Raw genomic sequence first — 20,562 nt, forward strand, 5'->3', positions numbered from 1 at the left:
TTCTAAAACGGTTTTAAAACCATTAGTACTATAATTATGACAAAAATCGTGTTTACCATATATTCGATGCGATAGAGTCTTTTAGCTAAAGGAAAATAATGATTAGGAATGTCTTCACTGTAAGTCTGTTCAAGCAATTCTTTAATAGGTTTAGAACGCTTTTTCAAAACAGTTGGCCCCATAATTAATGCGAATAAAAATAAGATAAGACTCACGACATACCAGCCTTGCTGAAATAAACTGGGGGTTAAAAAGCCCATCCACAAACCCGTAATGAGTAAAAGTGTTCCACCAATCATAACAAAATAATGGAGTTGTTGCTTTACTTTATATCCATGCCTTAATTCAGTTATATTGGTTGCGGATTTTGTCACACGAGTCAAAATAAAACCTGGTCCCATTCCTATAATGGCTGAAACAATATGAATCAATACTAAAGAACCATATAACGTCATGATGCCACCTCCCCACCTATTATAACGCGAATGCTCCTTATATAAAGTGACAGACTTTGAAAATACTCTTACAATAAGTTAAAGAGGAGTGATTATCATGCAACAATTAGTTTATGAACCTAAGTGGAAGAAGGCATTATCGCATCAAGATCGTGAAAAAATTGAAGAAGCCTTTAAATCAATAAATTTTACTGAAAATAATCGTGAAGAGGTGAGCTTTTCTGTCTTATGGCACGCGATCAACCATCGTGATGATCTCTTAGTAACAGCTTTTATACATAACGTTAGTAACCGTGAAATTGAATTTGCTCAAACACTAGTGAATTTTGGGGAACTAGCGAAAGAACGCTTCACCATCCCTATTTCAATTAAACCAAAAACTTCGATGCCATGGACATTCATCTTCCCAACATACGTTAAAGGGGAATCATTTGAAAGCGACTTAGAGAAAAGCTTTTTATTAATTGATGAGTAAATTCATAGATCTACAACAGGTGACTTAGAATAGAACCATGATTACCGAAAACTATTATCTTTAAATAGGGGTTATTAATGGAGAGTGATTAACGCACTTCCTTAATATAAAAATCCCCCTCAAGTTCATCACTTGAGAGGGATTTATGTTGCTTATTAAAGCATTTCAGAAACTGTTTTACCTTGTATGAAGTTGTAAAGGTAATCAGGTCCACCTGCTTTAGAATCAGTACCTGACATATCGAAACCACCGAATGGGTGATAACCTACAATTGCAGCCGTACAACCACGGTTAAAGTATAAGTTACCTACGTGGAAATCTTCACGAGCAATTTCTAAGTGGTTACGATTATTTGAAATAACCGCACCTGTTAGACCGTAATCTGTATTGTTCGCAATGTCGATTGCTTCATCAAAGTTTTTCGCTTTAGTGAAACCAACTACTGGACCGAAGATTTCTTCTTGTTGCATGCGTGAATCTGGAGCTAAGTCAGCAAAGACAGTTGGATTAATGTAATATCCGTTCGTATCATCACCATCTCCACCAATCATTAGACGTCCTTCTTCTTTACCAACATCCATGTAGCTCATAATCTTGTCATATGCATTTTGGTCAATTACGGCACCCATGTAATAGTTCTTCTTAGACGTATCACCAATATCAAGGCCTTTCGTAATTTCAACAACGCGTTCTAGCACTTCGTCATAAACGTCCTGATGCACAACAGCTCGTGAACCAGAAGAACATTTCTGACCGGAGAAATCAAATGCAGACTGAACAATTGCTTGAGAAGCTAACTCTAAGTCTGCTTCATCATCAACGACGATCGTATCTTTACCGCCCATTTCAGCAATCACACGCTTCAGCCACTTTTGACCTTCTTGAATTTTAGCTGCTTTTTCATAAATGTTAACGCCCACATCACGTGAACCAGTGAAGCTAACAAAACGTGTATTTGGATGCTCTACTAGGTAGTCACCTACTTCACTACCACTTCCAGGGATGTAATTGATAACACCCGCTGGCATACCTGCTTCTTCCATCACTTCCATAAATTTATAAGCAATGACAGGTGAGTTAGATGCAGGTTTTAATAGTACTGTGTTACCCGTTACCATTGGTGATACCGCTGTACCACACATAATGGCAAACAATAAGTTCCATGGTGAAATAACAAGCCCAACACCTAATGGGATATAACTGAAACGGTTATTTTCATTGTGTCGGCTATTTACTTCGCCACCTTTTGCAATTTCTAACATTTGACGACCGTAATATTCTAAGAAGTCAATACCTTCTGCAACATCACCGTCAGCCTCTTTCCATGCCTTTCCGGATTCTTTGATTGCCCATGCATTGAATTCATGCTTACGACGACGAACAATTGCAGCAGCACGGAATAAAATGTCTGCACGCATTTCTGGTGTTGATTTGCGCCACCATTCAAATGTCTCATCTGCTGTTTTCATCGCTTTTTCTGCTAACTCTTTATTTGCTTTAGAAACAGTTCCAACTACTTCACTTTTATTATTTGGATTTATTGACGTAATCTTATCATCAGTATAGATACGTTCTCCACCAATAATTAACGGATAGTCTTGTCCAAGTTCTTGTTCGACTTGGTGAAGAGCTGCTTCTAATTCTTTTGCATCTTCTTCTACCTCAAAATCTGTAAATGGTTCGTGACGATATGGTTGTACCATGAATAAAGCCTCCTCTTTACGATTTTACGCTAAGTAATAGCGCTTCCACATTATATTTTAAACGAATACGTTACCTATATCAAATATAAATCCTATATATTCCAACAGAAACGGTTCGAATGCTGTTAGATTAGGCCGAACACCAATACATTTCCGCGAATACTGATATATTGGGACGAAAGCGGCTATATCCCAGCCAGCGCTACCATTAAAGCATAATTCTAAAAAAGCACTCAACCAAAACAGTTAAGTGCTTCAAACTATATTATTGATAAATATGGTGTGTGACTTCTTCATCTCCAGCACGCCTAAACAGCACACTTTCTTGCTTAGACGGTGATTCTATTGTCACCTCTAAATCAAAATAAGGTGGAAAGTGCTCAACCATAAGTGAAGCTACATGTTGTGTGAAGCCAACAACTTCCTGACTTCCATTAAATTCAACTGGTATATTAATCGACATGCTTCTTAATTCATCACCTTGATAAAAACCTCGTCCTATTACCCCGATGTAATTCGGAAAGTATTCTGATACATCAGCTGTAAATTCTGCTACCATTTCTGAATCTTCATAGTAGTCATCTTCTGCTTCACTTGAGGGGAATAGTACATTATTTTCATCAACTGTTTCCCAATCGCTAACAAGCATATCCCCTGGGCTAACGACAGATTGAGCTACGAAATTACCTGGCACAGCGGCATTACGATCATTTTCACGATATAAGGCAACTAATACCGGTACATCTTGTAATTCTTCTATTTCACGAATTCTTTGTAATATAGCATCAGAAACGTCATAGCCGACTTCTAACATGTCATCCATCTCAATCTGTTCATTGAGTGTCGGACCAAAATTCACACTAAAATTATACTCCGACTTTAAAGCAATCCCAATAGCAACGCCACCAAGTTCTACACGGTTATCCCCTTCACGAGTTAAAAAGTTTTGCTCTAAAACATGTGAAAAAACACGTGGATTCTCTTCATGATAATCTTCCATCTCTTCCTCAATTTCTTCTATTAAATCGTCATTATCTTCATCCACCGCTTCATCAAGTTCATCTTGTAAGTCATCTGGACGTTCTGGATTCAAACTATCAATGATACTGTAAACTAACGAACTACCAAGATATTGACCTTCTTGAAATAAATACTCTTCAGGGTCAAATGCATTTTTAGCAAGACGTGTAAGCCCTTGTTCAAATTCATCAATATCATAACGATTGGCCACCTGATTTGTTATCGTTCCCCTTGCTGCACTTGGCTGGTAAGGTAATACCATTCTATAATCATTAGTATCCAAACTATCTGGAGACACAATCATACGTTGGTCTTCTTCAGGTTGCTGTTCATCCTCAGGGTCTTGCACCACTTCTTCTTCTGTTTCAAAAGTCGGCGCACATGCTGTTGTTAACATTATAATTAAAAACGTTGATATACCGAGCAATCGTTTCATTTATTCCACTCCCTAAGACTCAAAAACTTTTAACAATTGAGCTTCATTCCAAATTTCTATTTGCAGATCTTTCGCCTTGTCTAGTTTTGAACCCGCATCTTCACCAGCAATCAGTAGGTCCGTTTTTTTACTGACACTGCTTGTTACTTTACCTCCCAAAGACTGGATCTTTTCCTTGGCGTCTTGACGTGTCATTTCTTCAAATTTACCCGTTAAAACTATTGTCTGATCATAAAAAATTGAGTCCTCATCGACTTGTACTGCTTCACCTAAATACTCCATATTCAAGCCGAGTTGTTTTAATTCGTCGATTAATTGTTGAACTTGTTCTTGTTCGAAATAGTTTGCAATAGACTGGGCCATTTTATCACCGATTTCAGGAATCAATTCAACTTCTTCTTTAGAAGATGCCACTAGCTCATCCATGGTTTTAAACTGAGAAGCTAACGTATCTGCTGCTTTACTACCGACAAACCGGATTCCTAGTCCGAATAATAAACGTTCTAATGAATTCCCTTTCGATGCTTCAATAGCTTTCAATAAATTATCAACTGATTTCTGGCCCATTCTCTCTAAAGGTAATAGGTCATCTGGTGTTAATTTATACAAATCTGCAATCGTTTTAATTAATTGATGGTCAAACAACTGTTCAATTACCTTCTCACCTAAGCCATCAATATTCATTGCATTTCGTGAAACAAAATGGATTAAAGCTTCTTTTAATTGAGCTGGGCAATTCGGGTTCACACAGCGATATGCAACTTCTCCACCGACTTTTTCAATTGGCTCACCACATTCAGGGCATCCTTCTGGCATTCTAAATGGCTCTTCATCTCCTTTACGTTCTTCTGTTACGACCCGAACAACTTCAGGAATAATGTCACCTGCTTTTTTAATAACGACTGTATCGTTAATTCGAATATCCTTCTCAATAATTAGATCTTCATTGTGTAAAGATGCGCGTTGAACAGTCGTCCCTGCTACTTGGACTGGTTCTAAAATAGCCGTTGGTGTTACTGCTCCTGTTCTACCCACACTTAATTCAATACCATATAACTTTGTTACCGCTTCTTCAGCGGGGAACTTATAAGCAATTGCCCACCGTGGACTTTTGGCGGTAAATCCCAGCTCCTGTTGTAAATCTATCGAATCCACTTTAATGACAATACCATCTATTTCATAATCTAACTCACTACGTTTAACTGTCCAATCCTCAGTATATTGAATCACTTCTTCGATTGAATTAAATGTATGTGTTTCACGATTCGTTTTAAAGCCTAACTGCTTCATGTATTGTAATTGCTCACTATGTGATGAGGTGGTCGCTTTCTCCCACTCACCAACACTATACAAGTAAATATCTAAATTACGACTCGCTGCAATTTTCGGATCTAATTGTCGTAAAGAACCTGCCGCAGCATTACGTGGGTTCGCAAATGGTTCTTCACCTGTTTGTTCTCGCTTTTCGTTTAACTTTAAAAATGACCGCTGTGGCATAAATGCTTCCCCGCGCACTTCAATCGTCTCTTCTTCACGAATTTTTAATGGGATACTTTTGATCGTTCTTAAGTTTTGTGTTATGTCTTCCCCAGTCTTTCCATCTCCGCGCGTTGCACCTTGAGTAAACTGACCATTTTCATAGCGTAATGAAACGGCTAAACCGTCAATCTTAAGTTCACAAACGTAACGAACTGGCCTACCAACACGTTCCTTTACTCGGCGGTCAAAATCTCTTAAATCTTGCTCATTAAACGCATTACCTAAGCTTAACATTGGAACACGATGGTCGACTTTCACAAATTTATCTAACGGTTGTCCACCGACACGTTGCGTTGGTGAATCACTCGTTTGAAACGCTGGATAATCTTCTTCGAGTTGGTTAAGTTTGTGCAATTGTTGGTCATAATAAGAATCAGAAACAGTCGGCTCATCTAAAACGTGATATTCATAGTTGTATTGATTTATTTCATCTTTTAATGCTTCAATCGCTGCTTTCGCTTCCTCACGATTCATGCAAACGCCACTCCTCTTATATTTTTTCTACAGGTGCAAATTGTGATAACAATCGCTTAATTCCAACAGGTGATGGGAAGGCAATATCCACCTCAGCATCATCGCCACTACCTTCTACTTTCACGATCGTCCCTTCGCCCCACTTGTTATGCTTTACCTTATCACCAACTTGAAAACTTTTAGGATCAGAAGGCTTCTTCTTAATCATTGTTGCTTTTCGCTTAGGCTCACTGAAGGTTGATGCTTTCGACTGTTCTAATTGATTAATCACATCTTCAAATGATTCGTTAGATGATCCTCCATTAGAGAAATCACCTTCACGCTCTAACAGATCACTTGGAATCTCATCGATAAATCGACTCATTTCATTAAACTGTGAACGACCAAAGATTGTACGCATAGACGCATACGTTACGTATAACTGCTGTTCAGCTCGAGTAATCCCGACATATGCTAAGCGACGCTCCTCTTCCATCTCTTCTTCATCAAAGAGTGAACGGCTATGAGGGAAAATATTCTCTTCAAGTCCAATTAAAAAAACAGCTGGAAACTCTAAACCCTTAGCAGCGTGTAATGTCATAAGAGTTACTTTATCAGTTGATTCATCATCTGTGTCATCAAGGTCAGAAACTAACGCTAAATCAGTTAAAAACGCAATTAACCCTGTATCCTCACTCACATCTTCAAACTGCTTTGTCACCGTCTTAAATTCGTCTAAGTTTTCTAATCGGCCTTGTGATTCTAATGACTTATCTTGTGCTAACATCTTTTCATAACCAGACTTCTCTAGCACTTCATCAACTAAGTCTGTCACACTCAAAAACTCTTGTTGCTTTTGCCAGTTTTCAATCATCTGTCTAAATGACTGTAACTGCCCTGCTGCTTTTTTACTAATGCCGATTAACGCAATGTCTTGGATCGCTTCAAAGAGTGATAAATCATGCATTTCAGCGTGCATCTGTAACTTTTCAATTGACGTTTTACCAATACCACGCTTCGGTACATTCACGACACGCATAAAACTAATATCATCGTTAGAATTGGCAATTAACCTTAAATATGCCAGTAAATCTTTAATTTCTTTACGATCATAGAACTTGGTCCCGCCAATAATTTGATAAGGAACATTCGACTTAACAAATACATCCTCCATCGCACGTGATTGCGCATTCGTACGATAAAGAATCGCAATATCCTCGAAGTTATACTGACCATCTGCTGTTAATTCTTGTACTTGCTCAATGACATAGCGCGCTTCTTGGCGTTCATCACGCGCTTCAAACAATCGAATATTTTTTCCACCATCATTATCTGTCCAAAGCTCTTTTGGTTTACGTGATAAATTATTCTCAATTACATCATTTGCCGCTTGCAGAATCGTCTTCGTTGAACGATAGTTTTGCTCTAATAATATAGTTTTCGCGTTTGAATAATCATTTTCAAACGACAAAATATTATAAATATCAGCACCACGCCATTTATAGATTGATTGATCAGAGTCACCAACGACACATATATTTCCAAAGCGCTCTGCTAATTTTTGGACTAATTGGTATTGAGCTTTGTTCGTATCTTGGTACTCATCAACATGAATATATTGAAAACGATTTTGATAATAGCGTAACACCTCAGGTACACGGTCAAATAAGAAAAACGTCTCCATAATTAAACTATCAAAGTCTAAAGCGCTATTCTTTCTTAAAATCGTCTCATATGTATCATAAAGTAAAGCAATTTTCTCTTCATGAACATTATTCGCTTGTTGCTTCATCACTTTAGGTGTAATAAGCTGATTTTTCGCCTGGCTAATCGCAAACTGGACAGACCTTGGATCAAATTGCTTAGGGTCCAAATTTTGCACACGTAATGCTTCTTTAACCGCCGTCTTCTGATCTGTCGCATCATATATCGCAAAGTTCCTATCAATACCAATCCGGTCCCCATCACGACGCAGAATACGAACACATAATGAGTGAAACGTTGACATAATAATGTCTTTCGCATCACTTCCGACTAACTTCTCAACACGGTCTTTCATCTCACGCGCTGCTTTATTCGTAAATGTAATTGCTAAAATGTTATAAGGTTGAACCCCTTTTTCTCTTAGTAAATAAGCAATGCGGTGAGTTAAAACACGTGTTTTACCACTACCCGCACCTGCCATGACTAGTAAAGGTCCCTCTGTATATTTAACCGCTTCTCTTTGTTCAGCATTCATCGAGTCTAATATTTCATTCATCGTCATACTCATGACTATACCACCTTTTTACTTTTCTACCTTTTTGACTGCATGAATGGTCCTTAAAGCTGCTTTTACATCATCATAAATGACATCGCCTACCATAACAATGTCAGCATAAGCTGCCATTTCACTTGCTTGTTCCTTCGTTCTAATTCCGCCACCATATATTAATTTCGCACGGTTTAACTCTTTGCTGACCTGTTTTACAAGCTCAGGCTCACCATATGTACCGCTATATTCTAAATACATAAAAGGTAATTGCATTAAATGCTCAATTAATTGCGCATAAGCCACAACGTCTTCTGTCTTCACAGCTTTCGAATTCGTATATTGATAAGCTTTGGATTCAGGGTTTAACATCACGTACCCTTCCATCAACAATTCATCCCACTCAATTAAATCACCGTATTCTTTTACCGCATCAATATGCATGTCAATCATCCATCTTTTATCTTGACTATTTAATACAGTTGGAATGAAATAAAAATCAAACCCAGGTGTAATGGAAGGAATATTCGACACTTCTAAAATACACGGAACCGAAAATCGTCGAACACGCGCTAATAGGTTTAACACATCATCTAATGTGACACCGTCTGTTCCCCCAACCATAATTGCATCTGTATCGGATTCGCACAAAGCTTCTAAATGTTCATCACTTATTGGTTTATTGGGATCTAGCTTAAAAATATGTCGCCAGTTTTGGTAATCTTCAATCACGTTAATTCCTCCATTATTTGTTCCTAACCTTATCTATTATATCAAAAATCAATCCTAACTTTCACTGATCATCCTATTAAATATAGGCGAAAGTTGAGAAACCATTTTGGGTATGCTAATATAAATAAGACAAATTGGATTAAAGGTTTTTACATTGAAGGATTAATAGTAGCTATACCCACTACTTAATAAGCGATTCAGGGATGGTGTGAGCCTGAAGTAAGGTATTAGTGAAACGGCAATCTGGAGTAAATGATTGAAAGTGGTCGTGCACACATCGCACTTCAATCAGGGTGGAACCGCGGGATATACACTCTCGTCCCTGAGCTAAGTGATTAGCTCAGGAGGCGGGAGTTTTTTATTTATATTTATAATAGATGGAATTAGGAGGCTTCAATATGGCTAATGAAATGGAAAGTATTGTGAATCATTGCAAGCATCGCGGGTTTATTTTTCAGGGATCTGAAATTTACGGTGGTCTTGCCAACACATGGGATTATGGCCCATTGGGTGCAGAGCTTAAGAAGAACTTAAAAGATGCCTGGTGGAAAAAGTTCGTCCAAGAATCCCCTTATAACGTAGGATTAGATTCAGCGATTTTAATGAATCCAAAAACGTGGGAAGCAAGTGGTCACTTAGGTAACTTTAACGACCCGATGATTGACTGTAAAGAATGTAAATCACGCCATCGCGCTGACCACATTATTGAAAATTACTTTGAGGCAAAAGGTGACGAGCGCGTCGTTGATGGGATGCCATTTGATGAATTAGAAAAAATCATTCAAGAAGAAGGGATTAAATGCCCAACTTGTGAATCTGACAACTTTACTGAGATTCGTCAATTTAACTTAATGTTTAAAACGTATCAAGGTGTAACAGAAGATTCTACTGACGAAATTTACATGCGTCCGGAAACGGCACAAGGTATTTTCGTAAACTTTAAAAACGTTCAACGTACAATGCGTAAAAAGCTGCCATTTGGTATTGCACAAATTGGTAAAAGCTTTAGAAATGAAATTACGCCTGGTAACTTCATTTTCCGCACACGTGAATTCGAACAGATGGAAATGGAATTCTTCTGTAAACCAGGTGAAGAGAAAGAATGGTTCAATTATTGGTTAGACTTCTCTCACAACTGGTTAACTAGCTTAGGACTTGATGACACCAAAGTACGCCGTCGTGATCACGATTCAGAAGAGCTGTCACACTACAGTAATGCGACCACTGACTTAGAATATCAATTCCCATTTGGTTGGGGTGAACTATGGGGGATCGCATCACGGACAGACTACGACTTAACACAACATGCTGAGCATTCAGGTGAAGACATGGAATATATTGATCAACAAACGAATGAACGTTACACCCCTTATGTGATCGAGCCATCATTGGGCGCCGATCGTTTAGCGTTATCCTTTTTAACAGATGCTTATGAGGAAGAAGAGCTTGAAGATGGATCAACACGTACTGTTATGCACTTCCACCCAGCGGTTGCTCCTTATAAAGCAGCGATCTTCCCGCTTTCTAAGAAGCTATCTGAAGAAGCACAAGAAGTGTTCCAAGACCTGGCGAAGGACTTTATGGTTGATTACGACGAATCAGGGTCAATCGGTAAACGTTATCGCCGTCATGATGAAATTGGAACACCTTATTGCATTACGTATGATTTCGATTCAAAAGAAGATGGACAAGTGACTGTTCGTAACCGCGACACGATGGAACAATCACGCATGCCAATTGCAGAACTAAATGCTTTCTTACAAGAGAAAGTGAACTATTAAATAGCAATGACCTTGAAACAAAAGGGATGAAGTGTTGTTAAAACGCGGACATTCGATACCTTGTATAAGAGTAACAATTACCAGAGCGCGTCATTTTATCAGCGTTCGGGATACTTTTATCAGCGTTCATTCAAATTTATCAGCGCTCGGGATACTTTTATCAGCGTTCGCTCAAATTTATCAGCGCTCGAGATACTTTTATCAGCGTTCGCTCAATTTTATCAGCGCTCGGGCTGTTTTGATGTCGCGGGATCGACATGAAAAAATCCGAACGAATTCATTTACGATGAATCGTTCGGATTTTCTATTATGACAACTTTTTTGTCCTAAGCTCTTTTTTAAATCGGGCTATATTAAGTTTAAAAATTCCATCAGAACTATATTACCTTACATTAAATAATGAATCATTGAAGTTGCTATTGAGAAGTAAATTAATAAGCCCATAATATCATTTAACGTTGTAATAAACGGACCTGATGCAACAGCTGGGTCAATTTTTAATCGGTTAATGACTAACGGGATAATTGACCCTGTCAAAGTAGAAATACTTAACGTGATTAAAATAGATGTCCCAACAACACCAGCTAGAACTAGATTTTGATCATAAAAAATCATAATTAGAATTGCTAAAGTAACAGCACTTCCTACACCGATCATAATACCTGTTAAAAATTCACGCCTTAAAACACGCCATACATTACGCTTATCAAACGTACCAATTGCTAAGTTACGTACCATAACTGCAAGTGACTGTGTACCTGTATTACCAGCTGAGTCCATAATTAACGGAATAAAAGCAGCTAATATAACAATTGTCTCTAACGTTTCTTCAAACTGACCGATTACTTCAGCTGTAATTAACCCTAAAAACATTAACATAATAATCCATGGTGCACGTTTTTTCGCTGCATCCCATGCTGTAACATCTGTACCTGTAGCACCTCTTACAGCTGATATTTCCCCGAAGTCTTCTGTCGCCTCGTCTTCAATAACATCAATAATATCATCTACTGTAATAATACCAACTAGCATATTCTCCTCAGTAATAACAGGTACTGCTAAAAAGTCATATTTCTGAATTAAGCGAGCAACTTCTTCTTGGTCTTGATTGACTTTAACTGAAACGACGCGATTACTCATTATGTCTACGATCTCTATACTTGGATCATTTGTAATTAAATCTCTTAATGATACAACGCCGACTAATTTACTTTCTGTATCAATCACGTAAATATAGTAAATCGTCTCTGCCTCTGGCGCTTCATCACGCAATCGTGACATGACACTTTTTACCGTGTCTGTTGTTTTAATCGCAATATATTCAGTCGCCATTAAAGCACCAGCAGTTTCATCCTGGTACTCCATAATCTTTTTAACTTGCTTAGCTGCGACTGGATCCATCTCATTTAATGCATTTGAAACATCTGACTCCTCAAGCTCTGTCAAATAATCTGCCACATCATCTGAAGCCATTTCATTTAACGTCTCAATCCATTTCTTTCGGTCCATTTCATCCATCACATTTTGTTGTTCATCGATCTCTAAACCTTGAACAATATCAGCTAATTGCTCTGGTGTTAAAGCATGATATACCTTTTGACGTACGCTTTTATCGTCTAATTTTTGAAACCATTCTACTTGGTCTTGAATGTGAAGTGACATTAGCGATTCTTGGAATAGCTCCATTTTGTTATCTTTTAAATAGTCTTTTAACTGTTGGAATAAGTTTGACTTATTCACTCGACGCATCATCATTGTAGGGACCTCCTTAGTTAGCCCCTATCCCTTGAGGTGATAGGGGGTAATTAGTTCTTCTTTCAATTGCTATTAAGTACAAACTCGACTCGGGGTCCATATCCCCCATCACCTCCTAAATATATCTCTCGTTAGCATTAGGTGATTAGGAAAAATACTTTCACTTAATATTTCCCCTAAAAACTAATTAAATAAGCTCCCTTTTCTCAAACATGGAGAAAAGAGAGCTTTCTAAATTGAAAACGTCATTATTATTAATACGACCTTCTCCTCCAATCGTTTGAGCTTTAGCACTGTACGGCATAGGATCAAAATCCAGCTACGTTAAAAACCACCTTATGTCGATGGTTCCTGTTGACCCATTGGCGTCTTTGGACGTTTTTGGGCAGTAGCATATCTCCGAACAGGAGCCTCACCTAACGAGGAATTATCAAATTTTCCTTTTATAGAATACATGATATGCATTAGCTAGTCAACTAGTGAATTTAAAATGTTTATTTAACAGAATCAGCCAATTCTTATCAATGTAAAATTACTAAACTGCCCGTTAAAAGTTTCAAATTTGATGGTGCTATGTCAAAATAGTATTAAACGTTGAACGTTGATATATGTAGAACTGAGGGGTATTTATGAAAAAGCATTTAATTAGTGCTATTGCTGTTGCAATTGGTGGGGCTTTAGGGACTTTACTTAGATTTAGTGTTGACCTACCACTTTATGATACATATTTTCCCGTTAATACGATCCTTGTCAATCTCATCGGAAGCTTTTTATTAGGTGGTTTAACGGCAGTGTATTTATTAAAAAACCCACCCGAATGGCTTAAAGCTGGCTTAGGTGTTGGTTTCTGTGGCGGATTTACGACGATGTCTGCTTTAGCCAATGATGCGACCGCTTTAATTTTAAATAGTGATATTATATTATTCATCACTTACCTACTCATCTCGGTTTTAGGGGGAATTGGGTTAGCTTTTTTGGGGTATTGGTCCTTATTAAAGTGGAAAGCAGGTGACACACAGTGAGTATTACACTAGTCGCATTAGGTGGGGCACTCGGAGCTGTTTCACGGTATTTTATAGGGCATTTCATTATGAGCAAACGAAAGACGAGCTCAATGCCAATTGCTATGGTTATTGTAAATTTAGTAGGATCATTAACACTAGGAATCACTGTAGGTTTATACTTACCTAGTGAAAACCCTCTAAATGATTCACTATACTTACTGTTTAATATTGGTTTTTTCGGTGCTTTTACAACATTCTCAACTTTTAGTGTGGAGGCAATGCAACTACTCCACAAGCATCGATATAAAGATTTTTGGATTTATGTATTAGTTAGTATCATGGGGTCAGTTATCCTTTTTGGTTTAGCTTTATATATACTCACAGTTTAAAAATTTACTCGTCTGAAAGCGAAGCATTTTGATATAGAGCCTAGAAACACAAAGATCCGAACGATTTCAACTATAATAAATCGTTCGGATTTTCTATTATACAACTATTTTTATCTCAGGGCTTACTTACGCTTCATTCTTATCTTCATGAACACGATCTAATACCATTTCATAAGCATCATTACCATAATTCAAACAACGTTTCACACGTGAAATCGTTGCAGTTGAAGCACTCGTTTCCTCTTCAATACGTTGATAAGTATGCCCTTCTCGTAACATACGTGCAACATCTAAACGCTGAGCTAACGCTTGTACTTCATTAACTGTTGCGACATCATCGAAAAATCGATAACACTCTTCAACATCTTTAAGCTGTAATATCGCTTCAAATAATTGATCTAATTCTCTACCTCTTAATTTATCAATTTGCATGACGATTCTGCCTCCTTCTTTATTCGTATGTAACTATTTCATGTAATCCAGGAGATTGCGGTACAACATTGACCCACGTCTGACCAGGGACAAGCTCTACTTCTTCTCCATCAATTGTTGGTACCATGATGTCATTTACCGTTTGCCATTCGATTTCTTTTATTGTACCTTGTTGCAATAAATAGCCATCTCCACCAGATTGAATGTCTATATCTCGTCTTCCTTCATCATCAATAACTCGGTGGCTCGTTTCATAAATTAAGACATTCTCAACAACGACTGGTTCGTCAGTTTCATAATCAACTGTCTGTTCACCGTCGCTACTTCTTAAGTATCCGCCTTCATTTTCATCAAATTCGTAAGACACATTAGTGTTGCTAGCATATGATACGTCTACTGACTCCGCTTCTTCACCAGTAATATCCTCAACTTCAGGTGAAGACATAAATTTAAGTGAATCGTGGTCTTGTTCTACCTCTATATTGTTACGTGTAGCCACTTCGTAGGCATTCTCTAGCATAACATAAGAGTTGTGCGGACTGTTTCTGAAATTAACACGTTTAAAGAAGAATTGATCGTCATCATAATAAGCACCATTTAAGTTCGTAACCCAGCCAGCTCTTAAATCTTGTTCAATAAAATCTGCCGCACCGTGATAAACATAAATAGCATCGTGCGCTTTTGCAGTTTCAATATAATAAGAACGTGCACTTCTAACTGGTCCAACAACTTCTGGAATATGGCTATGATATAATGCCACTAATCTTGTAATATCGCCTTCAGCTAAAAATTCATAAATAATATCTGCATGAATTAAACCCGTTTGCTGACGCGCTGTTCGGTGATTATTAATTTGTACGGCTAAAGCTCTTCTGTTTAACTCTTGATCTGCCGCTTCTCCTGTTAATGGATAAGTAAACTCTGGCTCCACATACTCCTCTTCAGTCTGCTCTTCTTCGGTGTTATCTTCTTCAGGCATTTCATCTAGTCCTTCTTCATCTTCCCCATTACAAGCGCTTAACACTAATAATAATGCCACGCCTAATGTTAACAACCACTTATACATCCTCAAACACCCTTTATTGTTAGATATATTAATATTTTAACGCATAACAGAAGGAAAAAGTATCTCTTTTTTCTTTACATCCATTAATCCTTTAGGTGTTATCCGTATATATGGTAAATGTGTAGACGATAAGAATAACAATGTATAGATCGGATCATTAAATTGATACCCATTATTTATTAAGAGTTCCTTCAGTTCTTTTTCTTTCTCCATTAATTCATCCATGGACAAATCTGTCATCACACCTTGTAAAGGTAATGGCAATTCATAAATGATTTCCCCATCTTGAACGACTACAATCGCGCCACCTAATTCCTTCATTCTTTCAAAAGCTTTATGCATATCATCTTTATTTTTCCCAATTAAGATGATATCACCCGTATTGGAATAAGAGCTCACTAAGCCACCAATTTCTGTCGTGAACCCTTTTAAGAAAGAAGAAATACGCCAATTACCTTCTCGGTCAACTAACATGACATATGCAATATCATGGTCTGTTGGGAGTTGTTTGGTTTGTGACTCAGATTTGACAGGATAAGGTTTCATAATGACATCATTCACCATATCCATCCCTAAAGGAGACGAAATGAACAAATCATCTGACCTAAATGACCAGTCAATTTTCATCTTACCCAAACCATACTTCTTCCACTGAATATTAGGTGTACGGTTTTGAAAAGCATAACCGTCAAAGTTAATCCACTCACCTTTAGCTAAGACTGCTGTAGGAGTGGGTTTGTCTTTCGCTTCAAGGAAATTAATGTGCGCCACTCTTCCTGGTGCAATACTTCCTAAGCGGTTGCCAAGCGAAAAATATTGAGCTGGATTAATGGTTGCCATCGAATAAGCATCTTCAATTGGCACACCAGCTTTTATCGCGATATCAATACAACAATCAATAACTCCTTGTTCATGAAAAGATGGTGTTGAACCATCTGTTGTATAAAATAAATAATCAAAAAAGCTCCCGTCATACTCTTTTAGTCCTTCTAACAATGCCGGTAAGTCAGGTCTTATCGAAGAGTAACGAAGACCTGCATAATACCCAAGCTTAACACGATTATAAACTTCTTCTGCATTGATGGACTCATGATCACCATCTGTTCCTAAAAGCTTCATCTTCGTTAACGTCTTTTCAGAAGCTCCTGGGAAATGACCTTCCACAACTTTTCTCATTCTTTTAGTTTCTTGCATCCAATATAAGCCACGGTCATCCTCATGTAAGATTTCTGGCCAATTTGTAAGCTCACCACCTTGGATGACCGCTTCATGCTCTAACCAATCTAAAACGTCTTCATCATTTAAGAATTCTTCTTCATCTCTTAGTGCTGATTGGGAGTCAAACCGCGCCCACCAGAACATTGAAACCGGCAAACTTTGCATGTCATCCAATAAAGAAAACGCTTTCTTTTTTCTCAATAATAATAACAACATTAAATTATCATTGACTAATGTTGTTGTCCCTGTTTTCGATGCATATTCAGCTAGTGAATGGGGATTATATAACTGAAATGGATGAGCATGTGCTTCAATATAACCTGGTACTAAATATTGATTAGTGCAATCAACGATTTCTGTTCGTTTAGTTTTCTTCGGAAGCAGGTCACCAACATAAACAATTCGATCATCATAAATCCAGATGTGTCCTGTTAACCACTTTTTTAAATAAACATTCAAGTAAGTGGCATTTTTTAAGACCATAGTTGGGGCAATTTCACCATCAATAACAGCCGTGTGTTCTCTAAGTTGTTTATTACGCCATCTATACAAATGTTCTTTCATCATTTCATGCCTCCATTTAAATAAAACGAACTATTCCACTTATGGTAAATTTTAATACATTAAATCTTTGAAGGGAAGGGTAAAATGGGAAAACAAAACATTGGTACCATTAACGCATTAGTTAGACTTACCTTAGGCTTATTTTTCATTACCTATGGGGCAGTACGAGTAACAAAAAGACCTTGGAGCCAACGATACTGGCTGATCATTTTAGCATCAGCTATGAAAGTTGCAGAAGGTATCGTACGTTATTGTCCGATGACCGATATGGTTAAACAACAAATTAATTCAAGATTACCGTTTAACCTTTTCACAAATTCTAATTCGAATAGCCAAAACACGACTACTGACCCATCTACTAATGAAACCCCAACAGATGAAGAAGTAGCTCAAAAAATCAACCCGTCGTAATGACGGGTTATTTTTAATTAATCCATTTTAACCGCTTCAAAAACAATTTCTTGTCGAAATGGCTCTGGTTCTTGCCCTTTGTCTTGTTCTAAAAAGACAGGCTTTTCAATTCGTTTAACAGGAGTAAAGCCTTCTTCTTTCATTTGATCTAGACAAGCATCGATTGAAGGGTAATCACTCACTCTGTAGTTTTTCTTCTTCACGTTTTAATCGACTCCCTCTAACTTTCTTAACCCAGAAACCTCCATGAATTTGTCTCGGTTCATAAGCAACAATAAAAGCTTTAGGGTCAATGTCTTTAATCGATTCATATAACATTAATTCATATTTCCTCGGTGTTAATACTTGAATGGCTAAACGGTCACCTTCCATGCCATAAGCATACCAGCTTGTCACACCGTAACCTTTATTACGCAAAGTTTCGGTAAAAGGAATACTTGGGTCAGATGAGATGACATTAACAGTAATATAACCAACAGCCAATTTCTCCTCAACTTTCATACCACTTATAACACCAAGCCCAAACCCTAAAGCATAAGCTATTAAGTTTTGGACATTTTCTAAGTTGTCTAACACAAGCCCTAACCCAAGTGTATAGGCGGTAATCTCAAAAACACCAACTGATGCGGCTATGTATTTCTGACCTTTAAGTGTAAAGATCATTCGCACCGTTAGAAGTGATACATATACAATGTTAACACTAAAAATAATAAGCAGCATAATTAAACCTGATTCTAACATGTGGCTTACCCCCTGACTGCTTGCTCCATATAGACAAACACTCCTTTTAATCATTATGCATATAGTGATAGGTGAAAGTAGGTGATTATAATGAACCCCTTAAACAACATGAACCATATGCACGACTGGAAAGATAATATGGAACGGTTCTTCGGTCAATCATTTTGGGATGATTTTGAAAGCACTTTAAAACCAAACTTCCCTCAAGTTAATATTCTGCGGAAAGATTATGAAATCCTTTGCGTTTTCAATATTCCCGGAATTAATCATATTAAACAGGTTGATTGTCAGATTAAAGACTATTCTCTTTTTATCAAAGGACAGATCAACTTAAATGTCAAAGGATATGAAGTAGTTCAAGAAGAAATAATACAAGGGAGCTTCGAACGTACAGTTGAGCTCCCTTGTAAGGTAAGGCAAGATAAGATCAGTGCTCGTTACGAACACGGACTTGTTTGGTTGAAGTTGTATAAGGATGTCCATAAAGATGAGCGTGGGCGTTCGATTAACATCCAACAAGGAAAGAAATGATTTACTCAGGGATGAAAATAAAATACAAAATAAAGATCACAAATAAAACATACATCACTGGGTGAATTTCTTTTCCTCTTCCTTTAACAAGCATCGTAATTGGATAGAAGATAAATCCGATTGCAATACCTGTTGCGATGCTATAAGTTAGTGGCATTGCTAGTAACGTTAAAAAGGCAGGGACAGCAATTTCAAATTGATCCCATTCAATATGACGTAAGTTTGCTGCCATTAGGATACCAACAATAATTAAAGCTGGTGCTGTCACTTCTGCTGTGACGACTCCAAGTAATGGCGAGAAAAATAATGCCAATAAGAACAAGGAAGCTGTTACGACAGATGCAAATCCCGTTCTCGCACCAGCACTTACTCCTGTTGTTGATTCAATAAAGGAAGTCGTAGTTGACGTCCCTAGAATCGAACCTGCAACCGTTGCAGATGAATCAGAGAATAAAGCACGATTCGCTCTCGGTAGCTTACCTTCTTTCATCATGCCACCTTGTGTCGCTACAGCAACTAAAGTACCCCCTGTATCAAAGAAGTCAACGAATAAAAAGGTCATGATGACGATTAACATTTGTAACGTGAAAATCTCACCAAAATTATCAAAAGCCGCACCAAATGTTGGCTCTAAGCTAGGTACAGAACTGACAACATCACCTGTACTAGAAGGTGCATCAATTAGGCCAACCAGCATACCAGCGACGGCAGTTACGATCATTCCATAAAAGACGCCACCTTTAAGCCCAAGCGTTAATAATATCACCGTTGCAACTACACCAAATACCGCTAAAAGAGTATAAGGGTTTGATAAATCGCCTAAAGCTAAATAAGTTTCAGGATCTGCTTCAATAATCCCAACATTAGTTAAACCAATAAATGCGATATAAACTCCAATACCAGCACCTACTGCCAACTTCAAATTACCTGGAATAGCGTTGATCACTTTCTCTCGTACACCTGTCAACGTTAATACCATAAAAATTAAACCTGATGCTAAAACACCAGCTAATGCAGTCTCCCATGGGATGCCCCACTGTAATACGACCGTATAAGCAAAAAACGCGTTCAAGCCCATACCAGGTGCTAATGCGATTGGATACCTGGCAACAAGACCCATAATTAACGTACCAATTGCAGCTGCTAAAGCTGTTGCCACAAAGACCGCCTCAGGGTCCATTCTTGTCACACCTGCAGGTAATTCTTCAATATCCATTAAAGCTAGTACAGATGGATTAACGAATAAAATATATGCCATCGCTAAGAACGTTGTAACACCACCCATAATTTCTTTGCGGTAATTTGTTCCTAACTCTTCAAATTGAAAGTATTTTTTCATCAGTCTGTCCTCCCCTTGTTGAAACACTAAAAAGCACCCTTGATAGAAACCAAGAGTGCTTACGAGGACATTTGCAATCTAGTAAAGTGATGAGATAGTCTTATCAATTTAATAAAACTAGCTGATCATACACACTATACTAATCTATTATTGCAGTCACTCGTAGTCAGACCATTTACGGTAGTCCGGTAGAAACTCTTGGGCCGTATCCCCAACATTATACGAAGTGTTTCATATTAAATTTAAATTTATATCATAACTTTACAG

At 37.7% G+C, this 20,562-nt stretch carries 19 protein-coding genes and 2 riboswitches; of the genes, 6 read left to right on the forward strand and 13 right to left on the reverse strand.

The window, feature by feature from the left end; translation table 11 throughout:
• Nucleotides 1–2 precede the first annotated feature (2 nt).
• Nucleotides 3–455, reverse strand: coding sequence for a DUF2269 family protein (locus tag ABDZ63_RS07270; protein WP_343782748.1), 453 nt, complete (start codon nucleotides 453–455; stop codon nucleotides 3–5).
• A 97-nt stretch (nucleotides 456–552) separates the two neighbouring features.
• Between ABDZ63_RS07270 and ABDZ63_RS07275 the strand changes: the two genes are divergently transcribed.
• The gene (locus ABDZ63_RS07275; protein WP_343782749.1) at nucleotides 553–930 is read left to right on the forward strand and encodes an SLAP domain-containing protein; all 378 of its coding nucleotides are present in this window, start codon (nucleotides 553–555) and stop codon (nucleotides 928–930) included.
• A 155-nt stretch (nucleotides 931–1,085) separates the two neighbouring features.
• Here the strand turns inward: ABDZ63_RS07275 and pruA are convergent, their stop codons facing one another.
• The 5 genes from pruA to pcrB all read right to left on the reverse strand — a co-directional run bounded on the left by pruA (nucleotide 1,086) and on the right by pcrB (nucleotide 9,061).
• Nucleotides 1,086–2,633: an L-glutamate gamma-semialdehyde dehydrogenase gene (gene pruA, locus ABDZ63_RS07280; RefSeq protein ID WP_343782750.1), complete on the reverse strand. Its 1,548-nt coding sequence runs from the start codon at nucleotides 2,631–2,633 to the stop codon at nucleotides 1,086–1,088.
• A 265-nt stretch (nucleotides 2,634–2,898) separates the two neighbouring features.
• A complete protein-coding gene (locus tag ABDZ63_RS07285) occupies nucleotides 2,899–4,089 on the reverse strand; it encodes a CamS family sex pheromone protein (RefSeq protein WP_343782752.1) in 1,191 nt (396 codons plus the stop codon).
• 12 nt (nucleotides 4,090–4,101) lie between these two features.
• Nucleotides 4,102–6,102: an NAD-dependent DNA ligase LigA gene (gene ligA, locus ABDZ63_RS07290; RefSeq protein ID WP_343782753.1), complete on the reverse strand. Its 2,001-nt coding sequence runs from the start codon at nucleotides 6,100–6,102 to the stop codon at nucleotides 4,102–4,104.
• Nucleotides 6,103–6,118: 16 nt separating this feature from the next.
• Nucleotides 6,119–8,353 (reverse strand): DNA helicase PcrA, encoded by a 2,235-nt coding sequence (gene pcrA, locus ABDZ63_RS07295; RefSeq protein WP_343782754.1) that lies wholly within the window; start codon nucleotides 8,351–8,353, stop codon nucleotides 6,119–6,121.
• A 15-nt stretch (nucleotides 8,354–8,368) separates the two neighbouring features.
• Entirely contained in the window at nucleotides 8,369–9,061 is a 693-nt protein-coding gene (pcrB, locus tag ABDZ63_RS07300; RefSeq protein WP_343782779.1) for a heptaprenylglyceryl phosphate synthase, read from the reverse strand.
• A gap of 401 nt (nucleotides 9,062–9,462) precedes the next feature.
• Here pcrB and ABDZ63_RS07305 point away from each other — a divergent pair, with 401 nt between their 5' ends.
• Nucleotides 9,463–10,845, forward strand: coding sequence for a glycine--tRNA ligase (locus ABDZ63_RS07305; protein ID WP_343782755.1), 1,383 nt, complete (start codon nucleotides 9,463–9,465; stop codon nucleotides 10,843–10,845).
• A gap of 387 nt (nucleotides 10,846–11,232) precedes the next feature.
• On the opposite strand, the gene mgtE is transcribed toward ABDZ63_RS07305, so the two are convergent.
• On the reverse strand, nucleotides 11,233–12,600 hold the full coding sequence (gene mgtE, locus ABDZ63_RS07310; RefSeq protein WP_343782756.1) for a magnesium transporter: 1,368 nt from the start codon (nucleotides 12,598–12,600) through the stop codon (nucleotides 11,233–11,235).
• 263 nt (nucleotides 12,601–12,863) lie between these two features.
• Nucleotides 12,864–13,031: riboswitch (M-box (ykoK) riboswitch) on the reverse strand.
• Between the two features lie 198 nt (nucleotides 13,032–13,229).
• Here mgtE and ABDZ63_RS07315 point away from each other — a divergent pair.
• The gene (locus ABDZ63_RS07315) at nucleotides 13,230–13,622 is read left to right on the forward strand and encodes a fluoride efflux transporter FluC (RefSeq protein WP_343782757.1); all 393 of its coding nucleotides are present in this window, start codon (nucleotides 13,230–13,232) and stop codon (nucleotides 13,620–13,622) included.
• Nucleotides 13,619–13,993: a fluoride efflux transporter CrcB gene (gene crcB / locus ABDZ63_RS07320; RefSeq protein WP_343782759.1), complete on the forward strand. Its 375-nt coding sequence runs from the start codon at nucleotides 13,619–13,621 to the stop codon at nucleotides 13,991–13,993. The genes ABDZ63_RS07315 and crcB overlap by 4 nt, the downstream gene beginning before the upstream one ends.
• 126 nt (nucleotides 13,994–14,119) lie before the next feature.
• Here crcB and ABDZ63_RS07325 read toward each other — a convergent pair whose 3' ends face one another.
• The 3 genes from ABDZ63_RS07325 to ABDZ63_RS07335 are packed head-to-tail and all read right to left on the reverse strand — an operon-like array spanning nucleotide 14,120 to nucleotide 17,273.
• The gene (locus ABDZ63_RS07325) at nucleotides 14,120–14,425 is read right to left on the reverse strand and encodes a YerC/YecD family TrpR-related protein (protein WP_343782760.1); all 306 of its coding nucleotides are present in this window, start codon (nucleotides 14,423–14,425) and stop codon (nucleotides 14,120–14,122) included.
• A gap of 19 nt (nucleotides 14,426–14,444) precedes the next feature.
• Nucleotides 14,445–15,491 (reverse strand): DUF3048 domain-containing protein, encoded by a 1,047-nt coding sequence (locus ABDZ63_RS07330; RefSeq protein WP_343782762.1) that lies wholly within the window; start codon nucleotides 15,489–15,491, stop codon nucleotides 14,445–14,447.
• Nucleotides 15,492–15,527: 36 nt separating this feature from the next.
• Entirely contained in the window at nucleotides 15,528–17,273 is a 1,746-nt protein-coding gene (locus tag ABDZ63_RS07335; protein ID WP_343782780.1) for an adenine deaminase C-terminal domain-containing protein, read from the reverse strand.
• 84 nt (nucleotides 17,274–17,357) lie between these two features.
• Here ABDZ63_RS07335 and ABDZ63_RS07340 point away from each other — a divergent pair, with 84 nt between their 5' ends.
• Nucleotides 17,358–17,684 (forward strand): YgaP family membrane protein, encoded by a 327-nt coding sequence (locus tag ABDZ63_RS07340; protein WP_343782763.1) that lies wholly within the window; start codon nucleotides 17,358–17,360, stop codon nucleotides 17,682–17,684.
• 17 nt (nucleotides 17,685–17,701) lie between these two features.
• Here ABDZ63_RS07340 and ABDZ63_RS07345 read toward each other — a convergent pair whose 3' ends face one another.
• The gene (locus ABDZ63_RS07345; protein WP_343782764.1) at nucleotides 17,702–17,887 is read right to left on the reverse strand and encodes an NETI motif-containing protein; all 186 of its coding nucleotides are present in this window, start codon (nucleotides 17,885–17,887) and stop codon (nucleotides 17,702–17,704) included.
• Nucleotides 17,859–18,425, reverse strand: a complete 567-nt coding sequence (locus ABDZ63_RS07350) for a DUF2179 domain-containing protein (RefSeq protein WP_343782766.1) — start codon at nucleotides 18,423–18,425, stop codon at nucleotides 17,859–17,861. Before ABDZ63_RS07350 ends, ABDZ63_RS07345 begins: the two co-directional genes overlap by 29 nt.
• Before the next feature lie 117 nt (nucleotides 18,426–18,542).
• On the opposite strand from ABDZ63_RS07350, the gene ABDZ63_RS07355 reads away from it, so the two are divergent.
• Nucleotides 18,543–18,956, forward strand: a complete 414-nt coding sequence (locus ABDZ63_RS07355; protein ID WP_343782767.1) for an Hsp20/alpha crystallin family protein — start codon at nucleotides 18,543–18,545, stop codon at nucleotides 18,954–18,956.
• Between the two features lies 1 nt (nucleotide 18,957).
• On the opposite strand, the gene ABDZ63_RS07360 is transcribed toward ABDZ63_RS07355, so the two are convergent.
• On the reverse strand, nucleotides 18,958–20,295 hold the full coding sequence (locus ABDZ63_RS07360) for an NCS2 family permease (RefSeq protein ID WP_343782769.1): 1,338 nt from the start codon (nucleotides 20,293–20,295) through the stop codon (nucleotides 18,958–18,960).
• 143 nt (nucleotides 20,296–20,438) lie between these two features.
• Nucleotides 20,439–20,541, reverse strand: a riboswitch (purine riboswitch).
• Between the last annotated feature and the right edge of the window lie 21 nt (nucleotides 20,542–20,562).

This window comes from Alkalibacillus silvisoli (assembly GCF_039521975.1).
Lineage (GTDB): Bacteria > Bacillota > Bacilli > Bacillales > Alkalibacillaceae > Alkalibacillus > Alkalibacillus silvisoli.

What these genes read in the sequence shown, in the direction of transcription:
- ABDZ63_RS07270 (WP_343782748.1), bottom strand. Translation starts at nt 455, where the DNA reads ATGACGTTATATGGTTCTTTAGTATTGATTCATATTGTTTCAGCCATT.
- ABDZ63_RS07275 (WP_343782749.1), top strand. Translation starts at nt 553, where the DNA reads ATGCAACAATTAGTTTATGAACCTAAGTGGAAGAAGGCATTATCGCAT.
- pruA (WP_343782750.1), bottom strand. Translation starts at nt 2,633, where the DNA reads ATGGTACAACCATATCGTCACGAACCATTTACAGATTTTGAGGTAGAA.
- ABDZ63_RS07285 (WP_343782752.1), bottom strand. Translation starts at nt 4,089, where the DNA reads ATGAAACGATTGCTCGGTATATCAACGTTTTTAATTATAATGTTAACA.
- ligA (WP_343782753.1), bottom strand. Translation starts at nt 6,102, where the DNA reads ATGAATCGTGAGGAAGCGAAAGCAGCGATTGAAGCATTAAAAGATGAA.
- pcrA (WP_343782754.1), bottom strand. Translation starts at nt 8,353, where the DNA reads ATGAGTATGACGATGAATGAAATATTAGACTCGATGAATGCTGAACAA.
- ABDZ63_RS07305 (WP_343782755.1), top strand. Translation starts at nt 9,463, where the DNA reads ATGGCTAATGAAATGGAAAGTATTGTGAATCATTGCAAGCATCGCGGG.
- mgtE (WP_343782756.1), bottom strand. Translation starts at nt 12,600, where the DNA reads ATGATGATGCGTCGAGTGAATAAGTCAAACTTATTCCAACAGTTAAAA.
- ABDZ63_RS07315 (WP_343782757.1), top strand. Translation starts at nt 13,230, where the DNA reads ATGAAAAAGCATTTAATTAGTGCTATTGCTGTTGCAATTGGTGGGGCT.
- ABDZ63_RS07325 (WP_343782760.1), bottom strand. Translation starts at nt 14,425, where the DNA reads ATGCAAATTGATAAATTAAGAGGTAGAGAATTAGATCAATTATTTGAA.
- ABDZ63_RS07330 (WP_343782762.1), bottom strand. Translation starts at nt 15,491, where the DNA reads ATGTATAAGTGGTTGTTAACATTAGGCGTGGCATTATTATTAGTGTTA.
- ABDZ63_RS07335 (WP_343782780.1), bottom strand. Translation starts at nt 17,273, where the DNA reads ATGAAAGAACATTTGTATAGATGGCGTAATAAACAACTTAGAGAACAC.
- ABDZ63_RS07340 (WP_343782763.1), top strand. Translation starts at nt 17,358, where the DNA reads ATGGGAAAACAAAACATTGGTACCATTAACGCATTAGTTAGACTTACC.
- ABDZ63_RS07350 (WP_343782766.1), bottom strand. Translation starts at nt 18,425, where the DNA reads ATGTTAGAATCAGGTTTAATTATGCTGCTTATTATTTTTAGTGTTAAC.
- ABDZ63_RS07355 (WP_343782767.1), top strand. Translation starts at nt 18,543, where the DNA reads ATGCACGACTGGAAAGATAATATGGAACGGTTCTTCGGTCAATCATTT.
- ABDZ63_RS07360 (WP_343782769.1), bottom strand. Translation starts at nt 20,295, where the DNA reads ATGAAAAAATACTTTCAATTTGAAGAGTTAGGAACAAATTACCGCAAA.